The organism is Pseudomonas spartinae (assembly GCF_965197125.1).
In the GTDB taxonomy this organism is placed as follows: domain Bacteria; phylum Pseudomonadota; class Gammaproteobacteria; order Pseudomonadales; family Pseudomonadaceae; genus Aquipseudomonas; species Aquipseudomonas composti_A.
In genome coordinates this window covers 260,351-286,577 of record NZ_CBDAMB010000005.1, presented here as the reverse complement: position 1 = coordinate 286,577, position 26,227 = coordinate 260,351, and the positions used below count along the sequence as shown (strand labels likewise).

Sequence of the window (26,227 nt, the reverse complement as noted above, 5' to 3'; positions counted from 1 at the left end):
CTCCCGCTACTGCAACACGAAATTGGTGAACAGCACCTGCTCGACCACAGTGCTGCCGGTTTCCTTCTGCGCCAGCTCCTGCACGCTGGCCAGCGCCTGCTGCAGGAGCATCTCCTTGCCCAGCGGCGTTTGCAGCGTGGCAAAGTCCTGACCGGACAGCAGCATCACCAGGCGATTGCGCAGTACCGGCATATGCACCTTGAGCTTCTCCATACCGGCTGCATCACGGCCCATCAACGCCATGCTCACCTGCAGGTAGCGGGTACGGTTCTGGTAGTTGAAATTGACCACGAAGGCCGGCATCAGGTCCTGGTAGATGGCCGGCTGATGCGCTGGAGCCGCCTCAGCCGCAGCCTCTTCTGGCTTGGTCTCCTCGTGCTTGTCACCCTTGCTGAGAATGAACCAGGTACCACCCACGGACAGGCCGACGGCCAGCAGCAGCCCCACCACGATCAGGATGATGAGTTTCAGCTTGCTCTTGCCGGCGGGTTGTCCGTCGGCAGCCGGTGCTGCTTCTTTCTTAGCCATGCCAATAATCCGTCACTATCGGAGTTCTTTCCGCATTCAAAGGGTTAAGAGCAAGTGTTATGCCAGCATATGAGCAGGCTTGTCTAACTCTGGGCTGCGGATTTAACAGCGCCAGCTCCTTGCTGTCACCCTAAATGCATTCGCCCGGGTGCCTTTTGGCAACCCGGGCGAATGCAAGTCTAGCGGAGGATCGACGCTCACCGGACATTGGTCAGTGCGACTACCCAACCCTGACGTCACTCACGCGTAGTAATCGACCAACCCACGACCCGAGGCCAGACGTTCGCTACGCACATCCTGATGAGCAACTGCTTGCAACTCATCACCGGCAAGCGAGTCGCCACGCGAGCCGGAGCCGCCCCGACCGCCTTCGCCCTGCCCCTGCCAGCCGCGGTTGAGCGATTGATCGGAGACGTTGGCATCGGCCAGGTTCATGCCTTGCTGCGCGAACAGCTCACGCAGGCGGTGCATCTGCCCTTCCAGCGCCTCCCGCACCCCGGCATTGGGGCTGGCGAAGGTCACCTGGGCCTGATCCTGAGACATGTTCACCCGCACCTCGAGACGCCCCAAATCCGCCGGATCGAGCTGAATTTCAGCCGACTTGAGGTTCTGACTGGACAGCCACATGACGCGATCCACCACCGCCTCGCTCCAGCCCCCCTGATGCATCGCCACTGGCTGACCGGGCACCAGAGGCGCCCGCTGAGCGGCGCCGGTCTGGTGATTGAGCGCCTGCGTCAACGCATTGAGCTTGCTGACGAACTGATCCGGACGATTGGGCTGAACGCTGTCCTTGAGACTCTCCTGAGTGTCCTTGGCCAGGCTTTCCAGTGGCAGATCCAGCGCCGCCTCCTCAGTGCTCTCGGTCGACTCTTCGCCCTTGCCCATGGAGGCCATGGCAGCGGCGAAGTCCGTGCTGGTTGCCACTCGCGCACTCTTGTTCGCGGCGTCCTGAGGCAACTGCGCCTTGCCCGCCTCATCCGCTGGCAGCTTGAGCTGCGCCAATGGGTCGAGCGCCTCTTCCTCCAACACTGGATCGGCATTCTCGACGCCTTCGCCTTTGGCGCCGGTTATCACCAGCGCCGGCAGATCCGGCGACTCCTCGGTTACCTGGGCATCGTCGACTTGCGCCTGAATGCCGCTCAGCGCCATTGCCAGCAACGGATCGAGCTCTTCTTCAGCCCCCTCCTGCGTCGGCAAGGAATTGCCGGACGCGGCAACCGCAGGCTCTTCGGCGGCAGCAGAAGCGCTATCGGACTCTTCTGCTGACGGCGCAGACTTCTGCTCCTGGCTAGTTTTATCGGTACTGCCAGCGCGCTCGCCGGGCTTGGCCTGGCGCTCCTTGGCATATACCTCGGCAAAGCTGGAAGCACCGTTCTTGCTGGGCTCCGGCGCTTTGGCCGGCGGCTTCGCTTTGCTCTTCACCTCAGGCGTAGCCTGCAGGCGTAGGTCGGGCAACGCGGACATGGACGCTCTCCGTCTGATGGGTCGTGACTGGATCAGAGCAAAGGACGGGCCAACTTGTGAGAAGACGTCAGACGCGGTAACGCTGACGCTCGGATTTGAAGAGAATGCGGACAATCGCAAACTCGCGCTCGATCTGCTCGATCAGGGCCGGAACCAGTTCCAGCTCGTCGCGCCGCCCCGCGTCCTCCAGCTCTTTGCACAGGCTAGCCAGCAGCACCGCGCCCATGTTGCTGCAACTGCCCTTGAAACTGTGGGCAGCCAGACGCACCCCCTGAGCATCGCCTTCGGCCTGAGCCTCATGCAGCAGGCGCACGCGCTCTTCGGAGTCGGCCACGAAGGTATCGAGCAGAATCGGATATTCGTCCTCCATGACATCCTGCAAGGATGCCAGGACAGCATCGTCGAGATGGATATCGGACACTGGGTCACTCCATGAACATCGAAGCGCGAATTATGCCTCAGTGGACCAGCAAAACTCCACGCTGACGCCCCGTCCGTCGGAGCAATGCCCGAAGCCATCGCTTAGCTCACGCACCAACGACAGCCCCCGCCCACAGAGCGCATCATCGGCCGTATCGATGACACTGGCTGGGTCGAAACCAGGCCCGCTGTCTTCCACTCGCACGATCAGCCGACCGCCGTTCGTCTCGGGCAGCATCTGCAGATGAAAACGCACATAGCCGTCATGCAGCGACGCCAGGCGCAGACGCCGCTCCCGGTAGTACTCGGCAAAGCCACTGGCATCCCTCTTGAGCGACGAGTCCAGGCCCATCACACCATGCTCCAACGCATTGGAGTAGAGCTCGGCGAGCACGGTATACAGCTCACCGCCACGTGGCCGCAGTGCTTGCACGTCCAGCAGCAGCTGCAGCAGAAACGGCAAAGGGTTGAAATGACGCAGACTCAGTGCACGAAACTCGAAACTGGCCGACCAGTCCATCACGCTACTCTGGCCGCTGTCGGCAAAGGCCAGCGGCCGGGGACGTTCATCGTCTTCGGCCAAACCGACCTGGACCATGCTGACATCGTCCTGTTGCTCACCGCGAAATGCCACCAGCGCCTGCTGGATTTCCTCGAACAGCGCCTGCGGTTGGCGATTGGCATCCAGCAGACCGAGCAGGCGCGCCTCGCCGAACAACTCCCCTTGCTTGTCGCTGGCTTCGAGAACACCGTCACTGAGCAGGAAAATGCGATCCCCAGGCGCCAGCGGGTAGACCTCACAACGGTCGCTGAAGGCCGCAGGCCCTAGAATCCCCAACGGCAGATGGCGTGACACCAAAGGCTGACGCGGACGGCCATCGGCATGCAGCAGGTAGCCATCGGGCAGCCCGCCGTTCCAGACTTCGAGCAAACCCCGCTTGCTGCTGATATTGAGCACGGTGGCGCAGCAGAAAACGCCGACCGGCAGGATACGCTTGAGCTTGGCGTTGATCTCGCGAAGGATTTCGGCGAGCGCATGCCCCTTGGCAGTCATGCCGTAGAACACCTCGGCCAGCGGCATGGCGCCAATGGCCGCCGGCAAGCCATGGCCGGTGAAGTCGCCAAGCAGCACATGCATGCCACCGGACGGGTTGTACGCGGCCAGTAGCAGATCGCCGTTGAACAGCGCATAAGGCGACTGCATGTAGCGGATGTTCGGCGCATCCAGGCAACCGGAATGCGCCACCTTGTCGAATACCGCCTTGGCCACGCGCTGCTCACGCAGCAGATGCTCGTTGTGCCGGGCGATCAGGTCGCGTTGCCGCAGCACCGTGTCATGCAGCCGGCGCAGGCGGTCCATCGCACCGATCTTGGCTTCGAGTATCACCCGGTTGTAGGGCTTGGCGAGAAAGTCATCGCCACCGGCCTCGAGGCAACGCACCAGCGCCTCACCTTCGGTCAACGAAGTGAGAAAGATGATAGGCACCAGCGCCTCGCCGGCCTGCTGCTTGATCCGCCGGGCAGCCTCGAAGCCATCCATGACCGGCATCAGCGCATCCATCAACACCAGGTGCGGGCGCTCCTGCTCGAATAGCGCCACCGCCTCCAGGCCATTGCTGGCGGTAAGCACGCGATGGCCCTGGCGACTGACGATGGTGGACAGCAGCATGCGATCAGCCGCGTTGTCCTCGGCAATCAGAATCGCAAGACGATCAGGCATCAGCTGATCTGAAACAGCTGCTCGAAGTTGGAGATCGCAAGGATCTTGCGCACATCGCTGCTGCAATTGAGCAGACGGATTTGCGCAGAATCGCCGCCGGCATGGTCACGTAACAGCAGCAACATGCCCAGCGCCGAACTATCCAGGTAACTGGTATCACGCAAATCGACCTGATAGCGCTTGGGCGCGACGCTTACACGCTCGTAGGCGTCGCGAAACTCCTGATGAGAGGCGAAGTCGAAGCGTCCTCGAATCACAATGGTCAGCTCTTGTCCGTCCGCGGACGGCTGCGAAGTGATGGCCATGTCTACTCCTTTGTCGAGACTCTGCCAAATGGGGCGGTTCACGTCTCAAGGTGTAGCATCTGGCAGGCGACGAAACAACTTCTATTCAGGATTCACCGCGATCGACCAGGCGTTGCGCCAGCTCGTCGAGCAATTTCTGCTCACGCTTGTCCTCGGCCAATCGGGCTTCGTCTATGTAGCGCTGCACCAGCTTGCGCAGCCCTTCGAGCCGCGCATAGCGCTGCTGCCACACGGCGCGCACCTTCTCAAGGTTGGCACGATGCCACTCGAGGCTCTGCTGCTGTTGGCCGACCGCCGTTTCCAGTTGCGACAAAAAGCGTTGATAGTTCATAAGCCACTGGCCGGAAACGCCCTTGCTGCCCTCGCTGATCCACTGCTGCTGATAGTCACCGCGAAAACGTTCCAACTCGCCCAGCTTGGCTTCGGCCTGGCCTACCAACCCCTTGCAATGCCCGAGCTGGCGGGCTGCCTCGCGCTCGGCCCTTTCTGCCATTTCGACGACCGGCTGCAGACGCTTGGCGCGACTGAGACTCATGGCTGCATGACCTCACCGACGTCACAGGATTTTCGGGTCAACAGCATCATTGCCCTAGCACGGTGGCCAGTTGTTCTCGGCTCTGCTGCATGCCCACGCTGTCATCCAGGCCCTGGCGCAGGTACTGAGCCATCAGCGGCTGGCGCGCGATGGCCAGGTCAGTATCTGCATCACCACCAGGAACATAGGCCCCGACGCTGATCAGATCGCGACTTTGCTGATAACGCGACCACAGCTGCTTGAAACGCTGCGCCTGCTTGAGCTGCTCAGGCGGTACCACCTGCGGCATGACCCGGCTGATGGACGCCTCGATATCGATTGCCGGATAGTGCCCCTCTTCGGCCAGGCGGCGAGCCAGGACGAAGTGTCCGTCGAGCACGCCGCGCGCGGCGTCGGCGATGGGGTCCTGCTGGTCATCGCCCTCACTCAGGACCGTGTAGAAGGCGGTGATCGAACCACCACCGGCTTCGGCATTACCGGCACGCTCGACCAGTTTCGGCAGTTTGGCGAATACCGAGGGTGGATAGCCCTTGGTCGCTGGCGGCTCACCGATGGCCAGGGCAATTTCACGCTGAGCCTGGGCATAACGGGTCAGTGAGTCCATCAGCAGCAGGACGTTCTTGCCCTTGTCGCGGAAATATTCAGCGATGCGCGTGCAATACTGCGCGGCGCGCAGACGCATCAGCGGCGCATCGTCGGCCGGCGAAGCGACCACCACGGAACGCTTGATGCCCTCTTCGCCGAGAATTTCGTCGATGAACTCCTTGACCTCACGCCCCCGCTCGCCAATCAACCCGACCACGATGATTTCGGCCTCGGTGAACCGGGTCATCATGCCCAGCAGCACGGACTTGCCCACGCCGGTACCGGCGAACAGGCCCAGACGCTGACCGCGTCCGACGGTAAGCAGGCCGTTGATCGAACGGATGCCGACATCCAGCGGCTGACTGATGGGGTCACGCTTGAGCGGGTTGATGCTGGGACCATCCATCGGCACCCAGTCTTCGGCCTTCATTCCGCCCTTGCCGTCCAACGCGCGCCCTGCGCCGTCGAGCACTCGCCCCAGCATGGACATGCCCATGGGCAAGCGCCCGGCGTCCGGCAGCGGCACGACCCGTGCGCCTGGCGCGATGCCAGCCAGGCTGCCGACCGGCATCAGGTAGATCTTGCCAGCGGAAAAGCCCATGACCTCGGCCTCGACCTGGACCGGGTGATAGCTGTCTTCATTGATGACCAGGCAGCGACTGCCAATTGCCGCACGCAAGCCTTCGGCTTCCAGGGTGAGGCCGACCATGCGCAGCAGACGACCTTCGAGTATGGGCTGACTGGGCAGGCTGATCGCATCGCTGTAGCCCTCCAGACGCCGGGCGAAGCTCACACGATCAAGGCGCATCGGCGCTGTCCAGTTCCAGATTGATGTCCGCCTCGGGCGGCTGGGTAGCTTGCGCGCGCTGCTGCTCGAACAATTGCTTGAGAGCCTGCGCCATGCGCGTCTCGACACTGGCATCGATCTGACTGTGCTCGGTCTCGATGCGGCAGCCGCCCGGCAGCAAGCTGTCGTCCTCGAGAATGCGCCAGCTTTCCTCGTGACGCTCACGCAGCGCTTTGATGGTTTCGAAGTCTTGCGGGTTGATCTGGATGCGCACGTTGTCGGCGCCCATGGGCAGCAACTTGAGTGCTTCGCGCAGCACTTGGCGAATCTGGCTGGAGTCCGTGTTGAGCTCGCGCTGAATGACCTCGCGCACCATATGACTGACCAGGCGCACCATGGCCACTTCCATCTGCTGGTCCTGCTCGGCAATGGGCTCGAGCAACTGCGACATGAGCGTTTCCAGGCTGCCGACCTTCAGCGCCAGCGCGGCATCGGCCTCCTGTTTGGCCTTGATCTGGCCGGCATGAAAGCCGTCCTTCTCGCCGGTGGCGAAGCCTTCGTTGTAGGCATCCTGGCGGATGGCCTCAAGCTCATCGAGCGTCAGTGGTTTGACATCTTCGAGGGCGATTTCCTCGACCTGCGCAGCATCCTGCTCCTCTACGGCCGCGGCAGGCGCTTGCGCCTGCTCATCTGCGGCCGCATCGGCGTCGCTCGGCTCTGCGCCCGGCGCATCGAAGCTGGGCAGCGCCCAACGGTCGAATGTGCCCAGATCCTTGGCGCGAATCAGCTCGCTCTCAGGCTCCTTGGCTGCCATGGCTTAAACCATTTCCTCGCCACCCTTGCCGCCGAGCACGATCTCTCCGGCTTCGGCCATACGCCGGGCAATGGTGAGAATTTCCTTCTGCGCACCTTCCACGTCGCTGACGCGCACCGGCCCCTTGGCTTCCAGGTCGTCGCGCAGCAGCTCGGCCGCACGCTTGGACATGTTCTTGAACACCTTGTCCTTGATCGCCTCGTCGGCGCCCTTGAGCGCCAACACCAGCACTTCGGACGAGACTTCGCGCATCAGTGCCTGGATGCCACGGTCGTCGACATCGGCCAGGTTGTCGAAGACGAACATGAGGTCCTCGATCTGCGTCGACAGGTCTTCGTCCACTTCGCGAATGGAGTCCATCAACTGGCCTTCCACCGAGCTGTCGAGGAAGTTCATGATGTCTGCCGCACGTTTGACGCCGCCCATGCTGGCGCGTGTGGTATTGGCACTGCCGGAGAACTGCTTCTCGAGGATTTGGTTGAGTTCCTTGAGTGCCGAGGGCTGCACGGTATTGAGCGAAGACACGCGCAGGATGATGTCCAGGCGCACCTTGTGATCGAAATGACTGAGCACTTCACCCGCCTGGTCGGGGTCGAGGTAGGCGACCACGATGGCCTGAATCTGCGGGTGCTCGTAGCGAATCACATCGGCCACGGCGCGCGGTTCCATCCATTTAAGACTGTCCAGGCCGCTGGTGCTGCCACCGAGCAGGATGCGGTCGATGAGGTTGCCAGCCTTGTCCTCGCCCAGCGCTGCGGTGAGCATCTTGCGGATGTAGCCGTCAGAACCCACGCCCAGGCTGGTCTGGTCGCCGACGATGTCGACGAACTCGCCCATCACCTGCTCGACTTGCTCGCGGTGGATGTTGCGCATACCGGCCATGGCGACGCCAACGCGCTGCACTTCCTTCGGTCCCAGGTGGCGCAGCACCTGAGCGGCGTCGGTCTCGCCCAGCGACAACAGGAGAATCGCGGCCTTGTCGACCTTGGTCAGCTTGGTAGCGGTACGATTATCACTCATCGGAATTGATCCACTCTTTCACCACCTGGGCGACACGACCTGGGTCTTCCGCCACCAGGCTCTTGATAGCGTTCAATTGTGCATCATACCCCTCGCTGGGGCTGGGCAACATAATGCTCTGCGGGCCGCCGAGGCTGACACGATCATCGGACAACTCGCCGCCCAGGCCCCCCATCTCACCCAGCTCGACATCGCCGGAACCTGTCAGCGCCTTGCCACGACCGCCACCGGTGATGTTGTTGAGTACCGGGCGCAGCACACCGAACACCAATACCAGGATGAACAGGACGCCGAGCACCTGCTTGACGATGTCCCAGAACCAGGGCTGGGTGTAGAACGGAATGTCAGGAATCTCTTCGCCCATCGATGCGGTGAACGCCGTGTTGATCACGCTGACGCTATCGCCACGACTGGCATCGAAGCCCACCGAGTCCTGTACCAGACGCGTGAACCGCGCCAGGTCGTCGGCTGTCCACGGCACCCGGGTGCTTTCGCCAGTGGCCGGATCGACACGCACCTGATCATCCACCACCACGGCAACCGACAGACGACGCAGACGCCCCTGCTGCTGACGGGTGTAGCTGATGGAGCGATCGAGCTCGAAATTGCGCGTGGACTGTTCGCGCTTGTCTGCCGGGTACGGCGCCAGCATCGGCTGTCCAGTTGCCGGGTCCATGATCTGTTGACCGTTGGCATCGACCAACGGCTGCCCGGCTGCAATCGGACCGGCCGGAGCGGCGGCGGCTCCTGCGGCCTGCTGCGGTGCGGCAGCCGGGCCAGGCGGCTGGTTGGACAGCGCGCCCGGCACCCCCTGCGGCGGCAGGCTGCTCTGGCGCTGCTCGTTGACCTGCTGTTCGCTGCGCAGCGCCGGCTGATCCGGATTGAACATCTCGGAGGTGGATTCCACCGCGCTGAAGTCCACGTCAGCTGATACTTCCGCCTTGTAGCGGCCAGTGCCCAGCACAGGTTGCAGAATGTTGTGCACACGCTGGGTGAACAGCGTTTCCATACGACGGGTGTAGTCGAACTGCTTGCCAGCCATGGTCAGCTCGGACAACTCCTGCTGATCGGAGAGCAGGTTGCCCTTCTGATCGACCACGGTGACCTGGCCCTTGTCCAGCTCAGGCACGCTGGTCGCGACCAGATTGACGATGGCCATGACCTGGCTCGGCTCCAGCGCACGCCCCGGGTAAAGCTCGACCAGAACGGAGGCCGAAGGCTTGCGCTCGTCACGCACGAACACCGAAGCCTTGGGCATGGCCAGGTGCACACGTGCCGCCTTGACGTTGTTGAGGCTGGAGACAGTACGCGCCAATTCACCTTCGAGGCCGCGGCGATAGCGGGTTGCCTCCATGAACTGGCTAGTGCCGAGGCCCTGTTCACGGTCGAGAATTTCAAAGCCGACGCTGTTATCGGTGGGCGCCACACCGGCGGCGGCCAAGCGCATGCGTGCACGCGCCAGATCATCGGCCTTGACCAGCAGCGCGCCAGAGTTCGGTTCGATGGTGTAGTCGATGCCGGAGGCGGTCAGGGTCTCGACCACCTGGCTGGCATCCATCCCATTGAGGCTGCCGTAGAGCGGACGATAATCCGGCTGCTGCGACCAAAGCACCACGGCGAAACCGATCGCCACACTGGCAGCCAGCCCGACCAGAAGCCCGAGCTGACGCAGCACCGACATCTCGGCGAGATTTTCAAGGAAGCTCAAGCCGAACAGCGGCTTCCTGGGCTCACCTGCATCGGCTTTGGCCGGTACGTTTGCTACTGCTGCTTCAGCCATGAATCAACCCTCAGACCGGCATCTGCATGATGTCTTGATAAGCCTGGACCAGCTTGTTACGAACCTGGGTCATGGCCTGGAAGGATACGCTGGCTTTCTGCGAGGCGATCATCACGTCGGTCAGATCGACCCCGCTCTGCCCCATCTCGAAAGCGGTAGCCAGTTTATTGGAGGCCTGCTGGGTCTCGTTGACCTTGTTCACCGCCTGGCCGAGCATTTCCGAGAAGCTCGGCGCCCCTTGCACAGGCTCGCTCACAGCCGGCTTCTGCCGTGCCATGGCCTCGGCCTGCATGGAACGCATTTCCAGCATCAAGCGATTGAATTCGACACCCTGGCTCATGACTTCCTCCACTGCCCGCTTTTTGACACTAGCGGCGCTATGCAGGGGTATCTGCAACAAGGGTGCCAGAATGAAAAGAAGCTCGGAGAGCGGCACGAGCGGAGAGCGGAGCACCATGATCGATGCGCACGGCGCGCCCTACGGCCGGAGGATCAGGCAGAGGGTGCCTGATGACGCTGAAGCGCCACGCAGCGCCGCAGCCGCAAAGGCCGCGACGCGCCGTGGCGAGCGACCTCAGCTGGCGTACAGATAGGCCTCGACGTCCATTCCGGCGTCACGCATCTGCGCCAGCTTGTAACGCAGGGTGCGCGGGCTGATACCCAGGCGCTCGGCAGCCTCCTTGCGGCGGCCACGCTCGGCGCGCAGGGTGTCGATGATCACCTGGAACTCGCGGCGGCGAAGGTCTTCGCCAAGCGCGCCGGAATCCACCACGCTCGCCGACTCGACCGGCGGAGCCACTGGAGGCGCAACGCTCGGCACGACGGCCAGGCGCGGTGCGGCGCTCTGCACCGTCTGGCCGATAGGTGCGTGCAGACAGAGATCCTGGGCCTGAATCACCCCGCCCTGCTGCAGAATCAAAGCACGCTGAATGGCGTTATCCAGCTCGCGCACGTTACCCGGCCACTGATGCTGCACCAGGCTCTGCGCAGCCGACTCGGACAAACGCACCGGTGCCTGATTCATTTTTTTGACGTGCTTGGCCAGCAGCCGCTCGGCCAGCGGCAGAATGTCGGCAGGACGCTCACGCAGCGGTCGCCAGGCCAGAGGGAAGACCGACAGACGATAGTAGAGATCCTCGCGGAAGCGCCCTGCGGCGACCTCACTCGCCAGATCCCGGTTGCTGGTGGCGAGCACGCGAATGTCCAGGTTGATCGGCTTGCGTGCGCCGACCCGTTCCACCTCTCGCTCCTGCAGCACGCGCAGCAGTTTTGCCTGCAGCCCCAGCGGCATTTCGGAAATCTCGTCGAGCAGAATGGTCCCGCCATCGGCCAGCTCGAACTTGCCTGGCTGCGCCGTGACCGCCCCCGTGAATGCGCCCTTCTCATGGCCAAACAATGTTGCTTCGAGCATGTTGTCGGGAATCGCCGCACAGTTGATGGCGATGAACGGGCCGGATGCACGGGGCGATTGTTGATGGATATAACGCGCCAGTACCTCCTTACCCGTTCCAGACTCGCCGGTGATCATCACCGTCGAATCACTCTGCGCCACGCGGGAAGCCAGCTCCAGCAGCTGCACGCTGGCCGGCTCGAGCGCCACGGGACCGTCACGATCCCCTGCCGTCAACTTTCCGAGAGCATGCTTGGCCACCAGCTCCAGCAATGTACGCGGCTCGAAGGGCTTGACCAGATAGTCGGCAGCGCCCTGGCGAATGGCATCCACTGCACGCTCCACCGCGCCGAACGCCGTCATCAGCAAAACCGGCAACTGCGGGTAGCGACTGCGAATCTGCGCCAGCAACTGGTGGCCATCCATGCCCGGCATGTTGACGTCGCTGACCACCAGGCCGAACGGCTCCTCGGTCAACGCGACCAATGCGGCTTCGGCGCAATCGACTGCCCGATAATCATGCCCGCCCAGGCACAGGGTGTCGGCCAGGGCTTCGCGCAGGGCGCGATCGTCTTCAACCAGCAGGACTTTGGCAGCCATGGGTTACTCCTGATTCGAGTGAGGCGCTGCATCGAGCAGCGGCAAAGAAACGATGGCGCAGGTACCGCGCCCCGCGCGCGATTGCAGCAGCAACTGGCCCTGATGGGCGCGCGCCACAGCCTTGACCACAGCCAGGCCGAGGCCAGTACCCGTGGTTTTGGTGGTGAAGAACGGCTCACCCAGGCGCACCAGGGTTTCCCGGCTCATACCGGGGCCGTTGTCACTGACGCACAGGCGCAACAGGTTGTCGCGTCGGTACAGATGAATCTTCAGGCGCGCATCGCGCCCAGCCGCCTGTATGGCGTTATCAATGAGGTTGAGCACGGTGCCGACCAGCGTGTCGCGGTTGCACAGCAACTCGCCGTCACGCACGTCGCACTGCCAACGGACCGCCATCTCGCCTACATGTGCATCGGCCGCAGCGCGCAAGGCGTCGAACAAGACCGAAGGTGGCAGCCGATCCGGCAGCGGCAGCTCGCCACGGGCGAAGATCAGCATGTCGCGCACCTGATTCTCCAGCTCGTGCAAGCGCTCCTTCAAACGTCCAGCGAAGCGCTGCTGCTGCTCGGCAGGCAGCACCTGCTCATTGAGGTGGCTTGCGTAAAGCAGCGCGGCGGAAAGCGGTGTACGGATCTGATGCGCCAGGGAGGCGACCATTCGCCCTAGCGCGGAGAGACGTTCGTGACGAGAGAGTTGGTCCTGCAGGCGACGGGTTTCTGTCAGGTCGGTCAGCAGCACCAGTTGCCCCGGCTCCCCGTGCAGGGAACGGGTGGCGATGGACAGACGACGGCCGTCGCGCATGGAGATTTCGTGGCCATCGTCTTCGCGCGGCGCGAAATTGCGAGCGATCACCTGCCGCCAGAGCATCCCCACCAGCGGCTGACCGAGCAATGCGCGCGCAACCGGGTTGGCCTCACGCACGACGCCCTGGCCGTCGATCACGATCACCCCACCGGGCAACAGGTCCAGCAGACTTTGCAGGCGATGAGCCAAACGCTCTTTCTCAGCGAGCTCCTGCATGCGCTGGGCGCTGACCAACGCCAGCTGCCCTTTCAGCTCATTGACCCGAGCCTCGAGCAGGCTGTAGGACTCGCTGAGCTGGCTGGACATCTGATTGAACAGGGCAAAGGCCTGCTCCAGTCCCGCACGGCTGGCTTGTTCGAGCGGTGCGGATGCATTCGGCTCGGCTGACTCGGTAGGACGAAGGTTGGCTTCCATCTGCTTCTCTCGTACGACGCACCGTCAGAAGACGGTCAGATACAAGAGCTTTAGCAATCCCCGTGCCTACTTTTTTATTCTTATTTATCAGTCACTTGAAAAAACAAAGCCGGAGCTTGCGTCAAAGCTCCGGCTTTATCTGTGGTATTTACCCAAAACGCAGGATCAATCCTCGTCTTGGCCGTCCTCGTCGCGGCGGCTCATGCCGTACTTGCGCATCTTCTCCACCAGCGTGGTCCGACGAATACGCAGACGTTCAGCCGCACGCGCCACCACGCCACCCGCATCATCCAGCGCCTGCTGGATAAGGCCCTGTTCCAGATTGCCGAGGTAATCCTTCAGATCCAGGCCTTCCGGGGGCAACATGGCCGGCGTATCGAGGCCCGGCAGACCCGCCATGATCGCCGCGCGCTCTTCCATCTCGTCACGCAAGCTGGCCGCGAGGTGCTCATCCTCGTCATCGACATGACGGAATTTCTTCGGCAGCTCGCCGACACCGATCACGCCGTAGGGATGCATGATCGCCATGCGCTCCACCAGGTTGGCCAGCTCACGCACGTTGCCCGCCCAGTCGTGGCGACACAGCGACATGATCGCCGCCGAGTTGAAACGAATGGAACCGCGCTTCTCATGCTCCATGCGCGAAATCAACTCGTTCATCAGCAACGGAATATCTTCGATGCGCTCGCGCAGCGGCGCCATCTCGATGGGGAAAACGTTGAGGCGGTAGTAAAGGTCCTCACGGAAACTGCCGTCCTCGATCATTTTCTCCAGGTTCTTGTGCGTAGCGGCAATGATGCGTACGTCAGCGGTCTGCGTCTTGTTGCTACCGACGCGCTCGAAGGTACGTTCCTGTAGCACGCGCAGCAGCTTGACCTGCATCGGCAGCGGCATGTCGCCAATTTCGTCGAGGAAAAGCGTACCGCCGTTGGCCAACTCGAAGCGCCCTGCCCGGCTGGTGATAGCGCCGGTGAAAGCCCCCTTCTCATGACCGAACAACTCGCTCTCAAGCAGCTCAGCCGGGATAGCACCGCAATTGACCGGCACGAAAGGCGCCTCGCGACGCTTGGAGTGGTAGTGCAGATTACGCGCCACCACCTCCTTGCCAGTCCCGGACTCACCCAGAATCAGCACGCTGGCCTCGGTATCGGCCACCTGCTGCATCATCTGCCGCACCTGCTGGATGGCACGACTGGTGCCTACCAGGCTGCGGAACAAATTGGGTTCGCGCTGGCGACCGCGATCACGGGCCTGGTCATACATCTCGCGATAGACCTGAGCACGGTGCAGGGAGTCGAGCAGCTTGTTGTAGCTGAGCGGCGTCTCCAGGCAGGCGAGTACACGCCTGCGCAAATCTTCAGGCCACTCGGCCAAACTAGAGTCGCCCACCGTCAACAAGGGCAGAAACTCGTCCCAGCCAGCAATCTGCTTGGTCAGCTCCAGGGTACCGCCCTTGGCTTCAACGTCACCCAGCAAGACACTGAGCACTTCACGGCTGGAACTCAGCTCGGCCACTGCATTGCGCCAGTCCTGGCTCGTGCAGGCTAAATGCTCTTCCCCTAGGAAACTCAGAATGATCGCCAACTCGTGACGACGCGCAGCATTGTCATCGATCAACAGGATTTTGGTTTCACGCCACATCTTGTGTTTGTCTGACCCGAGGAGTGAGAGATCGCGCGCCAGATCTTCGGCGCGCACCAGCATTTGGCCACTAGTAAAGTCAAAAAATTGAAGCCAGTCAAATTTATGACGTAACTTTTTTGCCCGCACGTGAAACTAGCTAAGCAGCTGTTTGCAGAGAGGGGTAGTGATAGCAGATAAAAAAGAAGGAGAAACGAAAGGATCAAAAAGCAAAACCGAGCCGAACCTGCTGGTTAAACTCGGTAAATGCGGAGTAATCAGCCGAAAAGCTGATAGACCTTGGCGCCCTGACGGGACTGATTGAGCTGCACCAGCTCACCGGCCAGACGCTGCTGCTCGGTCTGACAAACGGTCACCAACTCTCGATAGAGCGACAGCAGGTTTTCCAGACCACTGCGCAGCTCTTCCTCGTCACGACTGTCGACCATGGCAGCATCGACCGCCATACGGCACTGCAGATCGAGCTCACCAATCGCAGCCCAGTCCTGCTTGGCCAGTGCATCACGCAGGGCGGAACCTGTCGCTTCCAAACGCTGGACAGATGAACTCATTGCCTTTCTCCTCCGATGCTCGCTCATTGCGGAGCGATGGCATCCCAACCCTGTTTGACGTTGCGCAGCAGCATCGACACTTCCTCAAGAAGCTCCGGCTCGTTACTGACATTGGCCTCGGTCAAACGGGCGATCATGTATTCGTACAGGCTGTCGAGATTACCGGCCAGCTCACCACCTTGCTGATGGTCGAGACTCTCGCGCAGTCCCGCGACGATGGCAATACTCTTGCCGATCAACTCACCCTTCAACGCAGTCTGCCCGCGCTCCATGGCACCCCGTGCCTGAGCGATGCGGGACAGACCACCCTCCATCAACATCTGGATCAGACGATGAGGGCTGGCCTCTGCGGCCTGCGCTTGGTTGTTGACGGTCTGATACTGTTTGAGGGCCGCCATTGCGTTCATAGTCGCTCTCGCTCTACCGATGGGCTGATACTTGATGTATCGACCCTGCAGCTCAAAGCTTTAACGCTTTTGTCGCTGAAACGGCACAGCCAAACCGAAAACGAAACGATCAATCAGCCCGCAGGGCCGGTTCGACCTCGGGGCCGATGGCATCCCAGGCACTCTTGATATTGCTCAGAAGCGCTTGCACTTCATCCAGAGAGCGCGGCGTGCTATCCAGTGCCACTCCCGCCAGGCGGCGAGTCATATAGTCGTACAGCGCGTCCAGGTTCTCGGCAATTTCACCACCGAGCTCCTTATCCAGAGCGGCCTGCAGCACACTAAGAATGGTAATGGTGCTACCCACTGCCATGCCTCGAATCTCGGTATCGCCTTCAGCCTGAGCGTGTTTGGCCAACATCACTCGCTGCAAAGCGCCTTCGAGCAGCAGCTGCACCGTGCGATAAGGCGACACCTCCTGGCTGGTTTTAACCTGCTTGTAGGCATCGATAGGGTTCTTGCTCATGAATTACTAATCCTTTTTGACGAAGCCCGGCAGGTTGGCGAGCATGCTGCCCAGGCTTTCGCTGGTGCGCGAAAGCTGCCCGACCAGAGAATCCATGGCGTTGTATTGGGCGTAAAGGCGTTTTTGCAGACTTTCGACACGCTTGTTCAGCGACTCGCGCTGTTTATCGACGTCCATCTTGGTAGCTTGCAAAGCATCTGTGCGTTGCTTCAAGACACCGTCGGTTGCCACATAACCTGAAACGAACCCGGACAAACGCCCCATCAATCCATCGTCGCCGGTTAGATAGCCACCCACCTGCTCGAAATTGCTATCAAGCGCTTCTGTCAGCAGGGTGTCATCCAGAGAGAGTTTACCGTCCTTGCTGGTGGTAATACCCAAGCTAGCCAATGCACGAACGTTACTTTCGCTGCCACCGGTCATCTTCACAATTTCGTTACGCAGGCCAGACATAACATTGCGCACCGTGGAATCGCCAACCAGGGGGCCGGTCACCGGCTCATTGGAGCCATCGACTTTCACTACAGCTGTCAGTTGAGCCGTAGAGGACATCAATGCGTTATAGGCGTCGACGAACTTCTGCAGATTGCTTTTGACGCTGCCCTTGTCTACACCCACGGTCAGGTTGATCGTCTTGCCATCAGCAAGATCGGTAGTGCTTTGGGCAGACACCAGATCGAGTGTAACGCCCTCCAAGGCATCCTCGATCTTGTTGCTGTTACGCACCAGTTGCAGGCCATCAATGGTCAGCTTGGCGGACTTGGCTTGGGTGATTACGCCACCCGCTCCGGTATCCGAGCTGGGCTTCATAAAGGCCTCTGCATCATCAGGATCTACCGTGGGGGTAAAAGCCTGGCCACTGAGAGCGTTATTGCCCGACGTGACACCATCTTCGGTAACGGCCACCTGGATATCATTACCGGCACCCGTCTTGGTCGAGCTGAGCACTAGGCGCGAGCCAGAGTCATCGGTAATGATGGCCGCACTGATGCCGCTATCTTTACCAGCCTCGTTGATGGCGTCACGCATACCTGCGAGCGTGTTGTTGGCTGCGGTGATATCGACACTGATACTGGAACTGCCAGCGGAAATTTCCAGTGTGCCACTGTTGAAAGTCGCATCGGTTCCACCGGAAACCGATTGCAGCGCCACCTTGCTACTAGCTGCCAACTGCTGAACCTGAACGCTGTAAGTACCGGCAGGCGCCGTGGTGGCGGCCGTGGCCTTCAGCACGCTACTACTGGAAGTGCTGGCAGTGCGTGACTCGAACAGCGAAGACTTGTTGAGCGCATCCACGGCCGTTTTGAACGTATTCAACGCCCCGGTGAGGCTGCCCATTGCCGAGATGCGCGTGGTGGTCTGTTTCTCGAGATTATCAAGCTGATTGGTCTTCGGAGCACGCTCCGCATTGACCAAAGCCGTGACAATCTCGTCAATTTTGATGCCCGAACCGAGCCCAGTGATACCCGCCATGACTTTGCACCTCGTCAAAAATCCGACTGAACGCTATCCTTAACAGGACGTCAGTCAAAATTCATGCCAGGGCTGTAATTACGCCTCGGCCTTGAATAACAAGCTGCGCACTTCTGACAGGTTCTCCGCCAGCTTGAGCGCTTCTTCGGACGGAATCTGGCGGATCACATCGCCCGACCCTGAATCCGTCACCTTCACCACAACTCGCCCGGAACCATCATCCACCGCGAAGTTGATGTTGCGACGAACCGACTGCACGAACTCCTGAATGGTCGCTACCGCATCTTCAACATCTTCACGGCTGACCTCCTGAGCAGAGGTGACTGCTCGAGCGACAGTCTGTTCGTCGGTATTCGAAACCGTCGCAACAGTCGGGAGACCTTGTTTCTGCCGAGCTTCAGCAGCACTGGAGACGCCACCATCGCGGACAACCGTGGAATTGACCTGGGGCTTAATTGAGCTGACGTCCATAAATTTCTCCTCAGAATGAGGTAACGGGGGAAAGAGCTAAGCCCTTCCCCCCGTAGTCTAGCGCCTTCGAGCTTAGCCCAGGAGACTGAGAACAGCCTGCGGCAGCTGGTTGGCCTGCGACAGGATCGCGGTACCGGCCTGCTGCAGGATCTGATTCTTGGTCAGTTCCGAGGTTTCAGCAGCGAAGTCAGTGTCACGAATCCGGCTACGAGCAGCGGAGGAGTTCTCAGCGATGTTCTGCAGGTTCGAGATGGTGTTCTCGAAGCGGTTCTGCACGGCACCGAGCTGAGCACGCTGGCTGTCGATGTTGGAGATCGCACCGTTGATGATACCCAGTGCATCCTGAGCACCCGTTGCGCTACTGATGTCGATGGTGTTCACCGCATCCAGCTCACTGAAGCCATCGGCACCCAGACCACCGCTCATGCCGCTAACCTGGAAGGCATCAGCTGCTTCGAGCTGAACCTGACCGTCGGCGCGAGCACCGCCACCAGCAACAATGGTAGCAGCAGTGCCGACGTCGTCTTCGCCATCGAAGCTCTTGGCTTGCAGAGTTGCACCACCCGAACCGGCGTAGTTGGTGATCTGGATCGCATCGCCGCGCGAGCTAACCAGCTCGATGGTGTCGCCTTTGGAAACGGCCGAGATACCAGTTTTGCCAGTCTCGCGGTTGATGGCATCAGCCAGAGAGGTCAGGCTAGTAGTATCGGTCACCACCGCGGAAACGGTAGCAGCTTCGGTTTCCAGCGACTTGCTGGTCAAGCCCGACAGATTGAACGACACGGTACCGGAAGTAGTGATGCCACCAAGAGTAGCCACAGTGCGAGCGTTGGCGGTCACACCAGTTTCGTCGCTCTTGGCGTTGATGGCACGAGCCACTTCGCTGGCCGAACCACTGGCAGCGCCGGAGATGGCGACATCACCGTCAGACAGTTTGGAGCTGATGTTGAACGAGGCGCTGCCATAGGCACTGCCCGAGGTGGCGCTGAACGCTGCACCTGACGCGCTGGCCTGAGCTGCACCGCCGTCAGTGGTGAAACGGTTGATACCGATGCGATCAGTAGCGGCCGAACCGATGGAAACGCTGATGGTTTCGTAGGCGTTGGCACCGACCTGAAAGCTCTGCGAGCCGAAGCTGCCGTCGAGGATCTTGCGACCGCCGAAACTGGTGGTGTCGGAGATACGGTTCAGCTCTTGCTGCAGCTGAGCCACTTCACCCTGAAGGGCGGCGCGCTCGGTAACGCCGTTGGAACCATTGGCCGATTGCAGGGCCAGGTCACGCATACGCTGCAGGATGCCGGTGGATTGCTGCAGAGCACCTTCAGCAGTTTGCGCCAGGGAGATACCGTCGTTGGCGTTACGGGTAGCGACGCCCAGGCCAGTGATCTGGCTGGTCAGACGGTTGGCAATCTGCAGACCAGCAGCGTCATCTTTGGCGCTGTTGATGCGGAAGCCGGTGGACAGGCGCTGGAGGGAAGTATCCAGGCCTTTGGACGAGCTGTTCAGGTTACGTTGGGTGTTGAGGGACGCAACGTTGGTGTTGACTGTAAGGGCCATGGTATTGCCTCCAGATGACCTTGAGAACCGTTTGTCTGAGCTTGCGAGCTCGGGCCTGCATGCTCAGACGCCCAGAGAGTTCGCATTCGATCTCTTTATCGGCGCTTGCCTAAGGAGCTTTAGAGACAATTTTCAGCTTTTTTTTATTCTTTTCACTCAGTCACTTAACTGGCCATTGATAGCCAAAGGCCGGCTTTGACTGAAAACCGTCGGACCAAGCGAGGGGTCCGACGGCCCATTTACTCATCAATCAGGCGTCCAGGCCTGACGCCAACGCTGCAGATTCTGCCCTTCGAGCATCCAGTCGCGGTAGACCGCATCACGCAAACGATCCCCCGCGACTGCAGCCGCATCGAGATCGTTGATATGCATGCGGATGGCGTCAACCCAGTCACGGAAGCGATTCTTCACCCGAGTCACCGGCAGATCGCCGCGATAGCACACCAGATCACTGCACACCACCGGGAAACCACAGGCGCCATATTCGAGGAGGCGCAGATTGCTCTTGCACTCGTTGAACAGGTTCTGCTCCACGGGCGCCAGGGCCAGATCCAGATCCAGACTAGCCAGGGCAGCCGGGTAAGATTCGATATCGACACCCGCGTGGATTTCATTAACGTACGGCCGGATCGCGTCCGGGCACATGCCCATGAACACCCACTCGACCTCACCCGCCAGCTCGCGCACGACATCGACGATCAGGTCCAGGTCACCGGTATGGCTGACTCCCCCCGCCCAGCCGACACGCGGCTTGCGTCCACGCCGGCGCTGGCTCTCCAAGCCCTTCCACCATTTCACTGGCAGGCGGTTCTCGATTACCCGGATATCGCCATGCAGCCCTGCAAATGCCTCGGCCAGCGGCGCCGTGGACACCACGAAGCGATCGACGAACTCCAGCCCACGACGCAGCGACTTGAGGATGTCGCGCGGCATCTGCGCGCGGTGCACACTCTTGAGTGGCAGGTTGGGCAGGTAGTCGTCCAGCTCGTAGATTTTGAATGCACGCGAGAAACGCTGGATACGGCGCATGGCCTCCAGGCGCTCGTCACCGATCTGCCGTTGCAGCACGACCACGTCGGGGTCATAGCGCTCGAAGTCAGTCACCGTCAGCAGCCCCATGGACAGGGTGCCATCGGCTAGCCCTTGCGCCTTGAGCGCCGCCAACGGCTGAATCACCCGATAGTGGCCACAGCCCCAGGGATCAGCCGGATGAGCCAGCACCACTGGCGAGGGCCGCCAGCTCAACGGGCGCCAGGTAAGCGACACGTCGCTCTCGAGATCGAAACCGCGCCCGCTCAACGCCAGGTTGCGGTTGTAGGCAGTGTCGTTGGCCAGTTGCGGCAGATAACGCTCGTAGAGCTGATCCTCCGCGGCAACGTCAGCACGCGGCTGCTCGACCTCATGCAGCACGATTGCATTCGCCGCCCAGACCGTCAGGTAACCTGCCGCACGAACCCGCAGGCACAGATCCACATCGCGAAAGGCTGCCAACTGTGCATCCAGGCCACCCAGCTGTTGGAAGAGCTCCGCACGAATCATCAGACAGGCTTCACCGACGGCGCTGTAGTTCTGATCGACCTGGAGGCGATGCAGGTAGCCCGCAGCCTCCATGGACTCACCTGCAAAGGCGGGCGTCGCCGGGCCATTGAGCCCAAGCAACAGGCCAGCCTGTGCAATGCGCCCGCCAGGAGTCAGTAGTTTGCCACCCACCACTCCGACCTCGGGGCGCTGGGCATGGTTGAGCAGTTCGTCGAGCCAATCGGCGTTGACGATGGCGGCGTCACCGCCAAGCAACAACAGGTACTCTCCCCTCGCCTGCTCCGCCGCCCGATTCTGCGCCAAGCCACTGCCCCCTGCGACCACTCGAACCTTGTCATCGCCGAGCGCCGCCACTTCACTCAGCCAGGCGCTGACATCCGGCCGATTACCATCATCGGCCAGCAACACTTCATAGTGGGCGTAAGCGGTTTTCTCCAACAGGCTCTCAATACAACGCTGAAGGGCGGCCAGCGGCACGTCCGTGCTGAGGACGATCGACACCGGTGGCGTAGCAGCGTGACCGTAATGAACCCGATAGCGGCCCGGCAGACCCGGCAGCACCTTGGCCTGGTAACCGCGATTGCCCAGATGGCGCTCGATAACCCGGCGCTCGTCCGGGTTGTCACGCAACGCGGGGGCGTCAGTGATCAGCAACGGTTCATCGATGTGCCCCAGCCCGGCCAGCCCCTCCTGCTCGATGAGCCGGGTCAGCAGTTCGAACTCGAAGGCGTCGGGGAACGCCACGTCGAAGCCGCCACAGGCGCGGAACAGATCGCGACGGAACAACCAGTGGCGCGCCATCACCATGGGGAAGCTGAGCAACAGATCGAGATTGAAGCCCGGCAGGAAAGCCCCACCCAGATTGCCGTCCGGCAGGCGCTGCAACTGGTCGCCATAGACCGCGCGGCATTCGGGATTGCGAGCCAGTTCCAACCCCGCCACCATCAACCCACTCTGGGTGAACTCGTCGCCTGCGCTCGCTAGCATGAACCACTGGCAGTCACTCGCCTCGACCGCACGATTGACCTGCGCGGCCAGGGGCTCGTCGGTCATGCGCAGGAAATGCAGCTTGTCTGTCGCCGAGGTCGACGGAGCGTCCGCAGACGTGATCACCAGAATGCGTAACGTCGAATACAGGCAGCGCTCACCGATCAGGCTCTGGAGCGTCACCATCAGCGCTTCGGATTGCCCATCCGTATCGACGACCACCACGCCAATCAGCGGTCCACCCTGGTGACTCTGCAGGTACTCGCCGATCTGGCGATTCTCGCTGGCCGTCGGCAGACGCTCGACCAGCCATTGAGCCAGGTCGCTCCTGACCGGCTCGCCAAGGCTGCGCAGCATCTTCTCGCGCTCATGCTGCAACCCGTCACTGGAAGAGCCCGCGTAACGGCCATAGAGCTCTCGGTACAGTGCAGGGAAGTTCTTGCGCTCACGCCCCAGCATGTGATCGCCGCCGGCGCCAGGCGCCCGCGTATGCACTTCACTGGTGACGGTCGGGACATGCACGAACGGGTAGCGCGTGGCCAGACGCAACAGCATGTCCCAGTCTTCGAATGCGGCAAGATCGGTATCGAACTCACCGACAGTGGCAAGCATCGCGCGCGGATGTGCCCAGGTATTGACCGGGATGTAGTTCTGCACGAACAGGCGATCGCGATCAAACACCTCGTGCTTGAATGGCTGGCCACGGCCCAGCTCGATACGCTGCCCGTCCTCCAGCCGCTCGTTGACGTATTCCACCCCGGTATAGATGACACTGCCAGGATTCTGCTCGAAAGCCTCGGCCAGCACCGCCAAGTGATTGGGCAGGTAGATGTCATCGTCGTCGAGATAGACGATGTAGCGACCACGCGCCAGCGCAAGGCCCGCATTACGTGCAGCCGAAAGCCCCTGGTTGCGGCCCTGGCGGATATAGGTGACGGGAAAGTCGCAGGTCGCCAGCAGCTGCTCGACCGGCTCGCCGTTGTCGTTGACCAGGATGGCTTCGAAATCGCGCAGCGTCTGGCTGCCGACGCTGGCCAGGGCATCCTTGAGCAGATCGGCGCGGTTGTAGGTGGTGAGGATGATGGAGAACAGAGCGCTCTCACCCAATGCGGCAAGCGCCTCAAGGCGCTCGCAGAGATTGCAAACGCGCACGCCCAGCGCTGAGTTCGACTCGCTCGGGTACAGGGCGAGCCGGCGGCGCAGATGTGCAGCGACATCAAGCTCTCGGCCCCGCAACACCCCCTCGGAGCCTCGCTCGAAGACGCCCTCGACGATGTAGACATGATCTTCGAGCGGAGCTGCGGATGCATAGAATTGAGTGGAATGCTGTGCCTGATGCACACGGTAGCCAACACCTGGGGTACTGGTGAATATGAAATCCGGGTTATGTTCCGCCAACTGCACGACCATATCCCAATCCCCCGCACCTTTCAGATGAGGGTTCCAGCGCCAGTCTGTCAGAAATGCGTGACGCCGGATGATGCTGGCAGAGGGCGTGACGTAGTTGTCGAATATCAATAAATCGGCGACTTCGTTTCGACCACCGACATAATCTACCGCCCTGTGCCCAGGGTGAGGTGGTGAAGCTAAAGACGTTCCACGTTCATCTATGTAATTGACTGGTGCGTAGCCAACCGCAACTTCAGGGTGAGCCTGTAACAAAGGCAATAATCGTCGAAAATGACCGCTGAGCAAAATGTCATCCGCCATCAGGACTGTCATGAACTGTCCAGTGGCAATGCGAATCCCATTGAGCACGTTGTGGCTCGGCCCAATATTCCGGCGGTTACCCATGAAGCGCACTCGCGCATCGGTGGCGAACGCCCTCATTACCTCAGCCGTCTCGTCTGAGGAGGCGTTATCCAGTACCAGAACCTCTAGCGATTGCACGCCTTGCGCCAAAACCGAGGCAACGGTTTGCCCTATGAAGCGCCCATAATTGTAAGAAGGGATGATCACGCTGATCAGGGGCGCCTCGTCCCTTGCCTGAGCGGCATCAGCAGCGACAGCAGCTGTCAGAGCATTGATCCAGGCGTCAATCGAATATGGATAGCTATCCGGACTCGCCCGAAAGTGCCGCATCGTCTCCACCATCGCCCGATATTCTTCAGGTGCCATGGTGTCTAGAAACAGCTCAAGCGTATCGCGGTCAGGAAAGCGCCTGCCGTCCACATAGCTGTTCTCCGGAATCCAGGCAGGCACTGGCCAGTCCGCAATATGCACAGGCACCATGCCGGTAAGCAAGCAATCCAGCCAACAATCGGACAGCCAGCCAGCACTACGCTCAGGCGCGTGGCAATAGGCGAAATGCGCCTTTCCAGCATCGTGAACATCGCGACTATAAATGACGACCTGCCCTGCCTCGAATGAACGCTGGGTAAGCGGCTCAGCCATGTCAATTGCTGGATTGAGGCAGACCAAACGCTCATCGTTGAAACGGCCGCCAGCAGGCATGAAGATACGCGCAAAATCTTGCTCATACTTCGCATCCAAGCGTTGATCTGCGTCCAGCAGCAAAAGATAACGACGTGACTGCGATCCTACGTAGACACTCTGCTGAGACTCAGTACTGAGAACAATAAGCAACAATGCATCGAAGCTCTGCGTGTCGACACCACTCAAAGGTTCGAACGACAGGCCATTGGCATTGCCATATTCATGCAATACCGACAAGGGCAACAGCTCGCTCAGCCACTTCCAGTCAGTGTCGGTGAGCACTAAGGCCCGCTGTGGATCATCCACAGAAGCGCCCGCGACCCCAACCCGCCAGAGCGCTTTCGGACACCGCCCGCCTGCAATACCGGCCCACTCCATCCTGCTCACCCCTGTCATGTCACCTGCCAGCCGGCAAGATCTGTCAATCTATTTCACTCACCGCAACCATGGGCTCTAACCCAGGCAGCCATGCTGTCTATCGAGGCATCCAGCGATGTCCACACATCCAACCCCAACCCTCGTGATCGATTGATGTTGGGCACATAGAACGATCGTTCTGAGGGATCAGCCTTGCCCAGTATCTGTATGCCTTTGCCTGGCGCGACCCTGGCCACGACACGCCTTGCCAGATCCGCGATGCTGATGGCCTGGTCGGAACCAACGTTATAAACCTGGCCTGGGTTGCCACGCACCAGTAGAGCCAGCAGCCAACCTGCCAAATCAGCTCCATGCAGGTAACTGCGCATGGCCTGGCCGCTGGAGTTCAGAACAATTGCCTCGGCAGACAATGCATCACGCACGAAGTTACCGATCGCAAAGTGTCCGTCCAGTGGCAAACCCGGGCCCGAAAATGCAAAACAGCGCGCCATGATCACGTCGAGCCCATAAGTCTGTGCATAAATCGCACCCAATACTTCCTGAGCACGCTTGGCCTCACCATAGACACTGCTGGCACGCGAGCTATCGCAAGCTCCCGAATAGTCCTCGGCCACCGGCTGGGAAGCAGGCAGTACACCGTACTGAGCGCCGGAGCCAATCAGCAGGATGCGCCCGCCCCCGCTATGCAAGCCCAGTTCGAGCACTCTTCGCGCCCCGCCGACAATGCTGTCGAACAGCTCCAGCGGTCGAGCATGAGCAGCAGCAGAGGTATCGGCTGCCGCATGCAGAATCATGTCCGGTACTCGGTTGACCGGCATTTGCAGATCACGCACATCGCCGCGTATCCAGTGCAGCCAGGAACAGTCGCGATAATAGGGCTGTGCGGCAAGAAAACGTGCTGGATCACGAGACGATACCGAAACCTCGACACGCGCGCCCTGAGCGTTGATTTGCGTCAAAAGCGCCAGCAGCCATCGCCCAAAGAACCCGGTAGCGCCGGTGAGCAGCAGGTGACGCCCATCTAACGCATCGTGCAGACCAAGGGTTTCAGGGATGCTCTGCAAATCGGCCCGAATCCTTGCGGACTCGGGCGAAAAGGATAGTTCCTGCATT

General features: G+C 60.8%; 22 protein-coding genes. All 22 read right to left on the bottom strand.

What is annotated here, in order from left to right:
* Positions 1-6: 6 nt before the first annotated feature.
* The 22 genes from fliL to ACN8M7_RS13885 all read right to left on the bottom strand — a co-directional run bounded on the left by fliL (position 7) and on the right by ACN8M7_RS13885 (position 26,226).
* Positions 7-528, bottom strand: coding sequence for a flagellar basal body-associated protein FliL (gene fliL, locus ACN8M7_RS13990; RefSeq protein ID WP_061241391.1), 522 nt, complete (start codon positions 526-528; stop codon positions 7-9).
* Between the two features lie 240 nt (positions 529-768).
* Complete coding sequence (locus ACN8M7_RS13985; RefSeq protein ID WP_061241394.1) at positions 769-1,995, bottom strand: flagellar hook-length control protein FliK; 1,227 nt, start codon at positions 1,993-1,995, stop codon at positions 769-771.
* Positions 1,996-2,062: 67 nt separating this feature from the next.
* On the bottom strand, positions 2,063-2,416 hold the full coding sequence (locus tag ACN8M7_RS13980; protein ID WP_061241399.1) for an Hpt domain-containing protein: 354 nt from the start codon (positions 2,414-2,416) through the stop codon (positions 2,063-2,065).
* A 30-nt stretch (positions 2,417-2,446) separates the two neighbouring features.
* Positions 2,447-4,135 carry an ATP-binding SpoIIE family protein phosphatase gene (locus ACN8M7_RS13975; protein ID WP_061241401.1) on the bottom strand — a complete coding sequence of 563 codons (1,689 nt, stop codon included), beginning with the start codon at positions 4,133-4,135 and terminating at the stop codon, positions 2,447-2,449.
* Positions 4,135-4,440 (bottom strand): STAS domain-containing protein, encoded by a 306-nt coding sequence (locus tag ACN8M7_RS13970; RefSeq protein ID WP_490261143.1) that lies wholly within the window; start codon positions 4,438-4,440, stop codon positions 4,135-4,137. The genes ACN8M7_RS13975 and ACN8M7_RS13970 overlap by 1 nt, the downstream gene beginning before the upstream one ends.
* An 85-nt stretch (positions 4,441-4,525) precedes the next feature.
* Positions 4,526-4,975 carry a flagellar export protein FliJ gene (gene fliJ, locus ACN8M7_RS13965; protein WP_490261142.1) on the bottom strand — a complete coding sequence of 150 codons (450 nt, stop codon included), beginning with the start codon at positions 4,973-4,975 and terminating at the stop codon, positions 4,526-4,528.
* 46 nt (positions 4,976-5,021) lie between these two features.
* The gene (fliI, locus tag ACN8M7_RS13960; RefSeq protein WP_061241409.1) at positions 5,022-6,368 is read right to left on the bottom strand and encodes a flagellar protein export ATPase FliI; all 1,347 of its coding nucleotides are present in this window, start codon (positions 6,366-6,368) and stop codon (positions 5,022-5,024) included.
* Positions 6,358-7,161 carry a flagellar assembly protein FliH gene (gene fliH / locus ACN8M7_RS13955; protein WP_490261141.1) on the bottom strand — a complete coding sequence of 268 codons (804 nt, stop codon included), beginning with the start codon at positions 7,159-7,161 and terminating at the stop codon, positions 6,358-6,360. The genes fliI and fliH overlap by 11 nt, the downstream gene beginning before the upstream one ends.
* A gap of 3 nt (positions 7,162-7,164) precedes the next feature.
* On the bottom strand, positions 7,165-8,181 hold the full coding sequence (fliG, locus tag ACN8M7_RS13950; protein WP_061241412.1) for a flagellar motor switch protein FliG: 1,017 nt from the start codon (positions 8,179-8,181) through the stop codon (positions 7,165-7,167).
* Positions 8,174-9,961: a flagellar basal-body MS-ring/collar protein FliF gene (gene fliF, locus ACN8M7_RS13945; RefSeq protein ID WP_490261140.1), complete on the bottom strand. Its 1,788-nt coding sequence runs from the start codon at positions 9,959-9,961 to the stop codon at positions 8,174-8,176. The genes fliG and fliF overlap by 8 nt, the downstream gene beginning before the upstream one ends.
* Positions 9,962-9,971: 10 nt before the next feature.
* Complete coding sequence (fliE, locus tag ACN8M7_RS13940) at positions 9,972-10,301, bottom strand: flagellar hook-basal body complex protein FliE (protein ID WP_017679158.1); 330 nt, start codon at positions 10,299-10,301, stop codon at positions 9,972-9,974.
* Between the two features lie 234 nt (positions 10,302-10,535).
* A complete protein-coding gene (gene fleR, locus ACN8M7_RS13935) occupies positions 10,536-11,951 on the bottom strand; it encodes a sigma-54-dependent response regulator transcription factor FleR (RefSeq protein WP_490261139.1) in 1,416 nt (471 codons plus the stop codon).
* Positions 11,952-11,954: 3 nt separating this feature from the next.
* Positions 11,955-13,169, bottom strand: coding sequence for a sensor histidine kinase (locus ACN8M7_RS13930; RefSeq protein ID WP_490261138.1), 1,215 nt, complete (start codon positions 13,167-13,169; stop codon positions 11,955-11,957).
* A 165-nt stretch (positions 13,170-13,334) separates the two neighbouring features.
* Positions 13,335-14,810, bottom strand: a complete 1,476-nt coding sequence (locus tag ACN8M7_RS13925; RefSeq protein WP_490261137.1) for a sigma-54 dependent transcriptional regulator — start codon at positions 14,808-14,810, stop codon at positions 13,335-13,337.
* A gap of 257 nt (positions 14,811-15,067) precedes the next feature.
* Positions 15,068-15,361 carry a flagellar protein FliT gene (fliT, locus tag ACN8M7_RS13920; protein WP_061241420.1) on the bottom strand — a complete coding sequence of 98 codons (294 nt, stop codon included), beginning with the start codon at positions 15,359-15,361 and terminating at the stop codon, positions 15,068-15,070.
* A 23-nt stretch (positions 15,362-15,384) separates the two neighbouring features.
* The gene (fliS, locus tag ACN8M7_RS13915; protein ID WP_490261136.1) at positions 15,385-15,768 is read right to left on the bottom strand and encodes a flagellar export chaperone FliS; all 384 of its coding nucleotides are present in this window, start codon (positions 15,766-15,768) and stop codon (positions 15,385-15,387) included.
* Between the two features lie 109 nt (positions 15,769-15,877).
* Positions 15,878-16,273, bottom strand: a complete 396-nt coding sequence (gene fliS / locus ACN8M7_RS13910) for a flagellar export chaperone FliS (RefSeq protein WP_490261135.1) — start codon at positions 16,271-16,273, stop codon at positions 15,878-15,880.
* 6 nt (positions 16,274-16,279) lie between these two features.
* Positions 16,280-17,746 carry a flagellar filament capping protein FliD gene (fliD, locus tag ACN8M7_RS13905; protein ID WP_490261134.1) on the bottom strand — a complete coding sequence of 489 codons (1,467 nt, stop codon included), beginning with the start codon at positions 17,744-17,746 and terminating at the stop codon, positions 16,280-16,282.
* 78 nt (positions 17,747-17,824) lie between these two features.
* Positions 17,825-18,217, bottom strand: coding sequence for a flagellar protein FlaG (locus ACN8M7_RS13900; RefSeq protein ID WP_490261133.1), 393 nt, complete (start codon positions 18,215-18,217; stop codon positions 17,825-17,827).
* Between the two features lie 72 nt (positions 18,218-18,289).
* Positions 18,290-19,774: a flagellin gene (locus ACN8M7_RS13895; RefSeq protein ID WP_061241436.1), complete on the bottom strand. Its 1,485-nt coding sequence runs from the start codon at positions 19,772-19,774 to the stop codon at positions 18,290-18,292.
* A gap of 246 nt (positions 19,775-20,020) precedes the next feature.
* Positions 20,021-25,114 (bottom strand): glycosyltransferase, encoded by a 5,094-nt coding sequence (locus tag ACN8M7_RS13890; RefSeq protein WP_490261132.1) that lies wholly within the window; start codon positions 25,112-25,114, stop codon positions 20,021-20,023.
* Positions 25,115-25,167: 53 nt separating this feature from the next.
* The gene (locus ACN8M7_RS13885) at positions 25,168-26,226 is read right to left on the bottom strand and encodes an NAD-dependent epimerase/dehydratase family protein (protein WP_082768115.1); all 1,059 of its coding nucleotides are present in this window, start codon (positions 26,224-26,226) and stop codon (positions 25,168-25,170) included.
* Position 26,227 lies beyond the last annotated feature (1 nt).

Excerpts from the sequence above, each read along its gene's own strand:
- fliL (WP_061241391.1), bottom strand. The coding sequence starts at position 528 with ATGGCTAAGAAAGAAGCAGCACCGGCTGCCGACGGACAACCCGCCGGC.
- ACN8M7_RS13985 (WP_061241394.1), bottom strand. The coding sequence starts at position 1,995 with ATGTCCGCGTTGCCCGACCTACGCCTGCAGGCTACGCCTGAGGTGAAG.
- ACN8M7_RS13975 (WP_061241401.1), bottom strand. The coding sequence starts at position 4,135 with ATGCCTGATCGTCTTGCGATTCTGATTGCCGAGGACAACGCGGCTGAT.
- ACN8M7_RS13970 (WP_490261143.1), bottom strand. The coding sequence starts at position 4,440 with ATGGCCATCACTTCGCAGCCGTCCGCGGACGGACAAGAGCTGACCATT.
- fliJ (WP_490261142.1), bottom strand. The coding sequence starts at position 4,975 with ATGAGTCTCAGTCGCGCCAAGCGTCTGCAGCCGGTCGTCGAAATGGCA.
- fliI (WP_061241409.1), bottom strand. The coding sequence starts at position 6,368 with ATGCGCCTTGATCGTGTGAGCTTCGCCCGGCGTCTGGAGGGCTACAGC.
- fliH (WP_490261141.1), bottom strand. The coding sequence starts at position 7,161 with ATGGCAGCCAAGGAGCCTGAGAGCGAGCTGATTCGCGCCAAGGATCTG.
- fliG (WP_061241412.1), bottom strand. The coding sequence starts at position 8,181 with ATGAGTGATAATCGTACCGCTACCAAGCTGACCAAGGTCGACAAGGCC.
- fliF (WP_490261140.1), bottom strand. The coding sequence starts at position 9,961 with ATGGCTGAAGCAGCAGTAGCAAACGTACCGGCCAAAGCCGATGCAGGT.
- fliE (WP_017679158.1), bottom strand. The coding sequence starts at position 10,301 with ATGAGCCAGGGTGTCGAATTCAATCGCTTGATGCTGGAAATGCGTTCC.
- fleR (WP_490261139.1), bottom strand. The coding sequence starts at position 11,951 with ATGGCTGCCAAAGTCCTGCTGGTTGAAGACGATCGCGCCCTGCGCGAA.
- ACN8M7_RS13930 (WP_490261138.1), bottom strand. The coding sequence starts at position 13,169 with ATGGAAGCCAACCTTCGTCCTACCGAGTCAGCCGAGCCGAATGCATCC.
- ACN8M7_RS13925 (WP_490261137.1), bottom strand. The coding sequence starts at position 14,810 with ATGTGGCGTGAAACCAAAATCCTGTTGATCGATGACAATGCTGCGCGT.
- fliT (WP_061241420.1), bottom strand. The coding sequence starts at position 15,361 with ATGAGTTCATCTGTCCAGCGTTTGGAAGCGACAGGTTCCGCCCTGCGT.
- fliS (WP_490261136.1), bottom strand. The coding sequence starts at position 15,768 with ATGAACGCAATGGCGGCCCTCAAACAGTATCAGACCGTCAACAACCAA.
- fliS (WP_490261135.1), bottom strand. The coding sequence starts at position 16,273 with ATGAGCAAGAACCCTATCGATGCCTACAAGCAGGTTAAAACCAGCCAG.
- fliD (WP_490261134.1), bottom strand. The coding sequence starts at position 17,746 with ATGGCGGGTATCACTGGGCTCGGTTCGGGCATCAAAATTGACGAGATT.
- ACN8M7_RS13900 (WP_490261133.1), bottom strand. The coding sequence starts at position 18,217 with ATGGACGTCAGCTCAATTAAGCCCCAGGTCAATTCCACGGTTGTCCGC.
- ACN8M7_RS13895 (WP_061241436.1), bottom strand. The coding sequence starts at position 19,774 with ATGGCCCTTACAGTCAACACCAACGTTGCGTCCCTCAACACCCAACGT.
- ACN8M7_RS13890 (WP_490261132.1), bottom strand. The coding sequence starts at position 25,114 with ATGGAGTGGGCCGGTATTGCAGGCGGGCGGTGTCCGAAAGCGCTCTGG.
- ACN8M7_RS13885 (WP_082768115.1), bottom strand. The coding sequence starts at position 26,226 with ATGCAGGAACTATCCTTTTCGCCCGAGTCCGCAAGGATTCGGGCCGAT.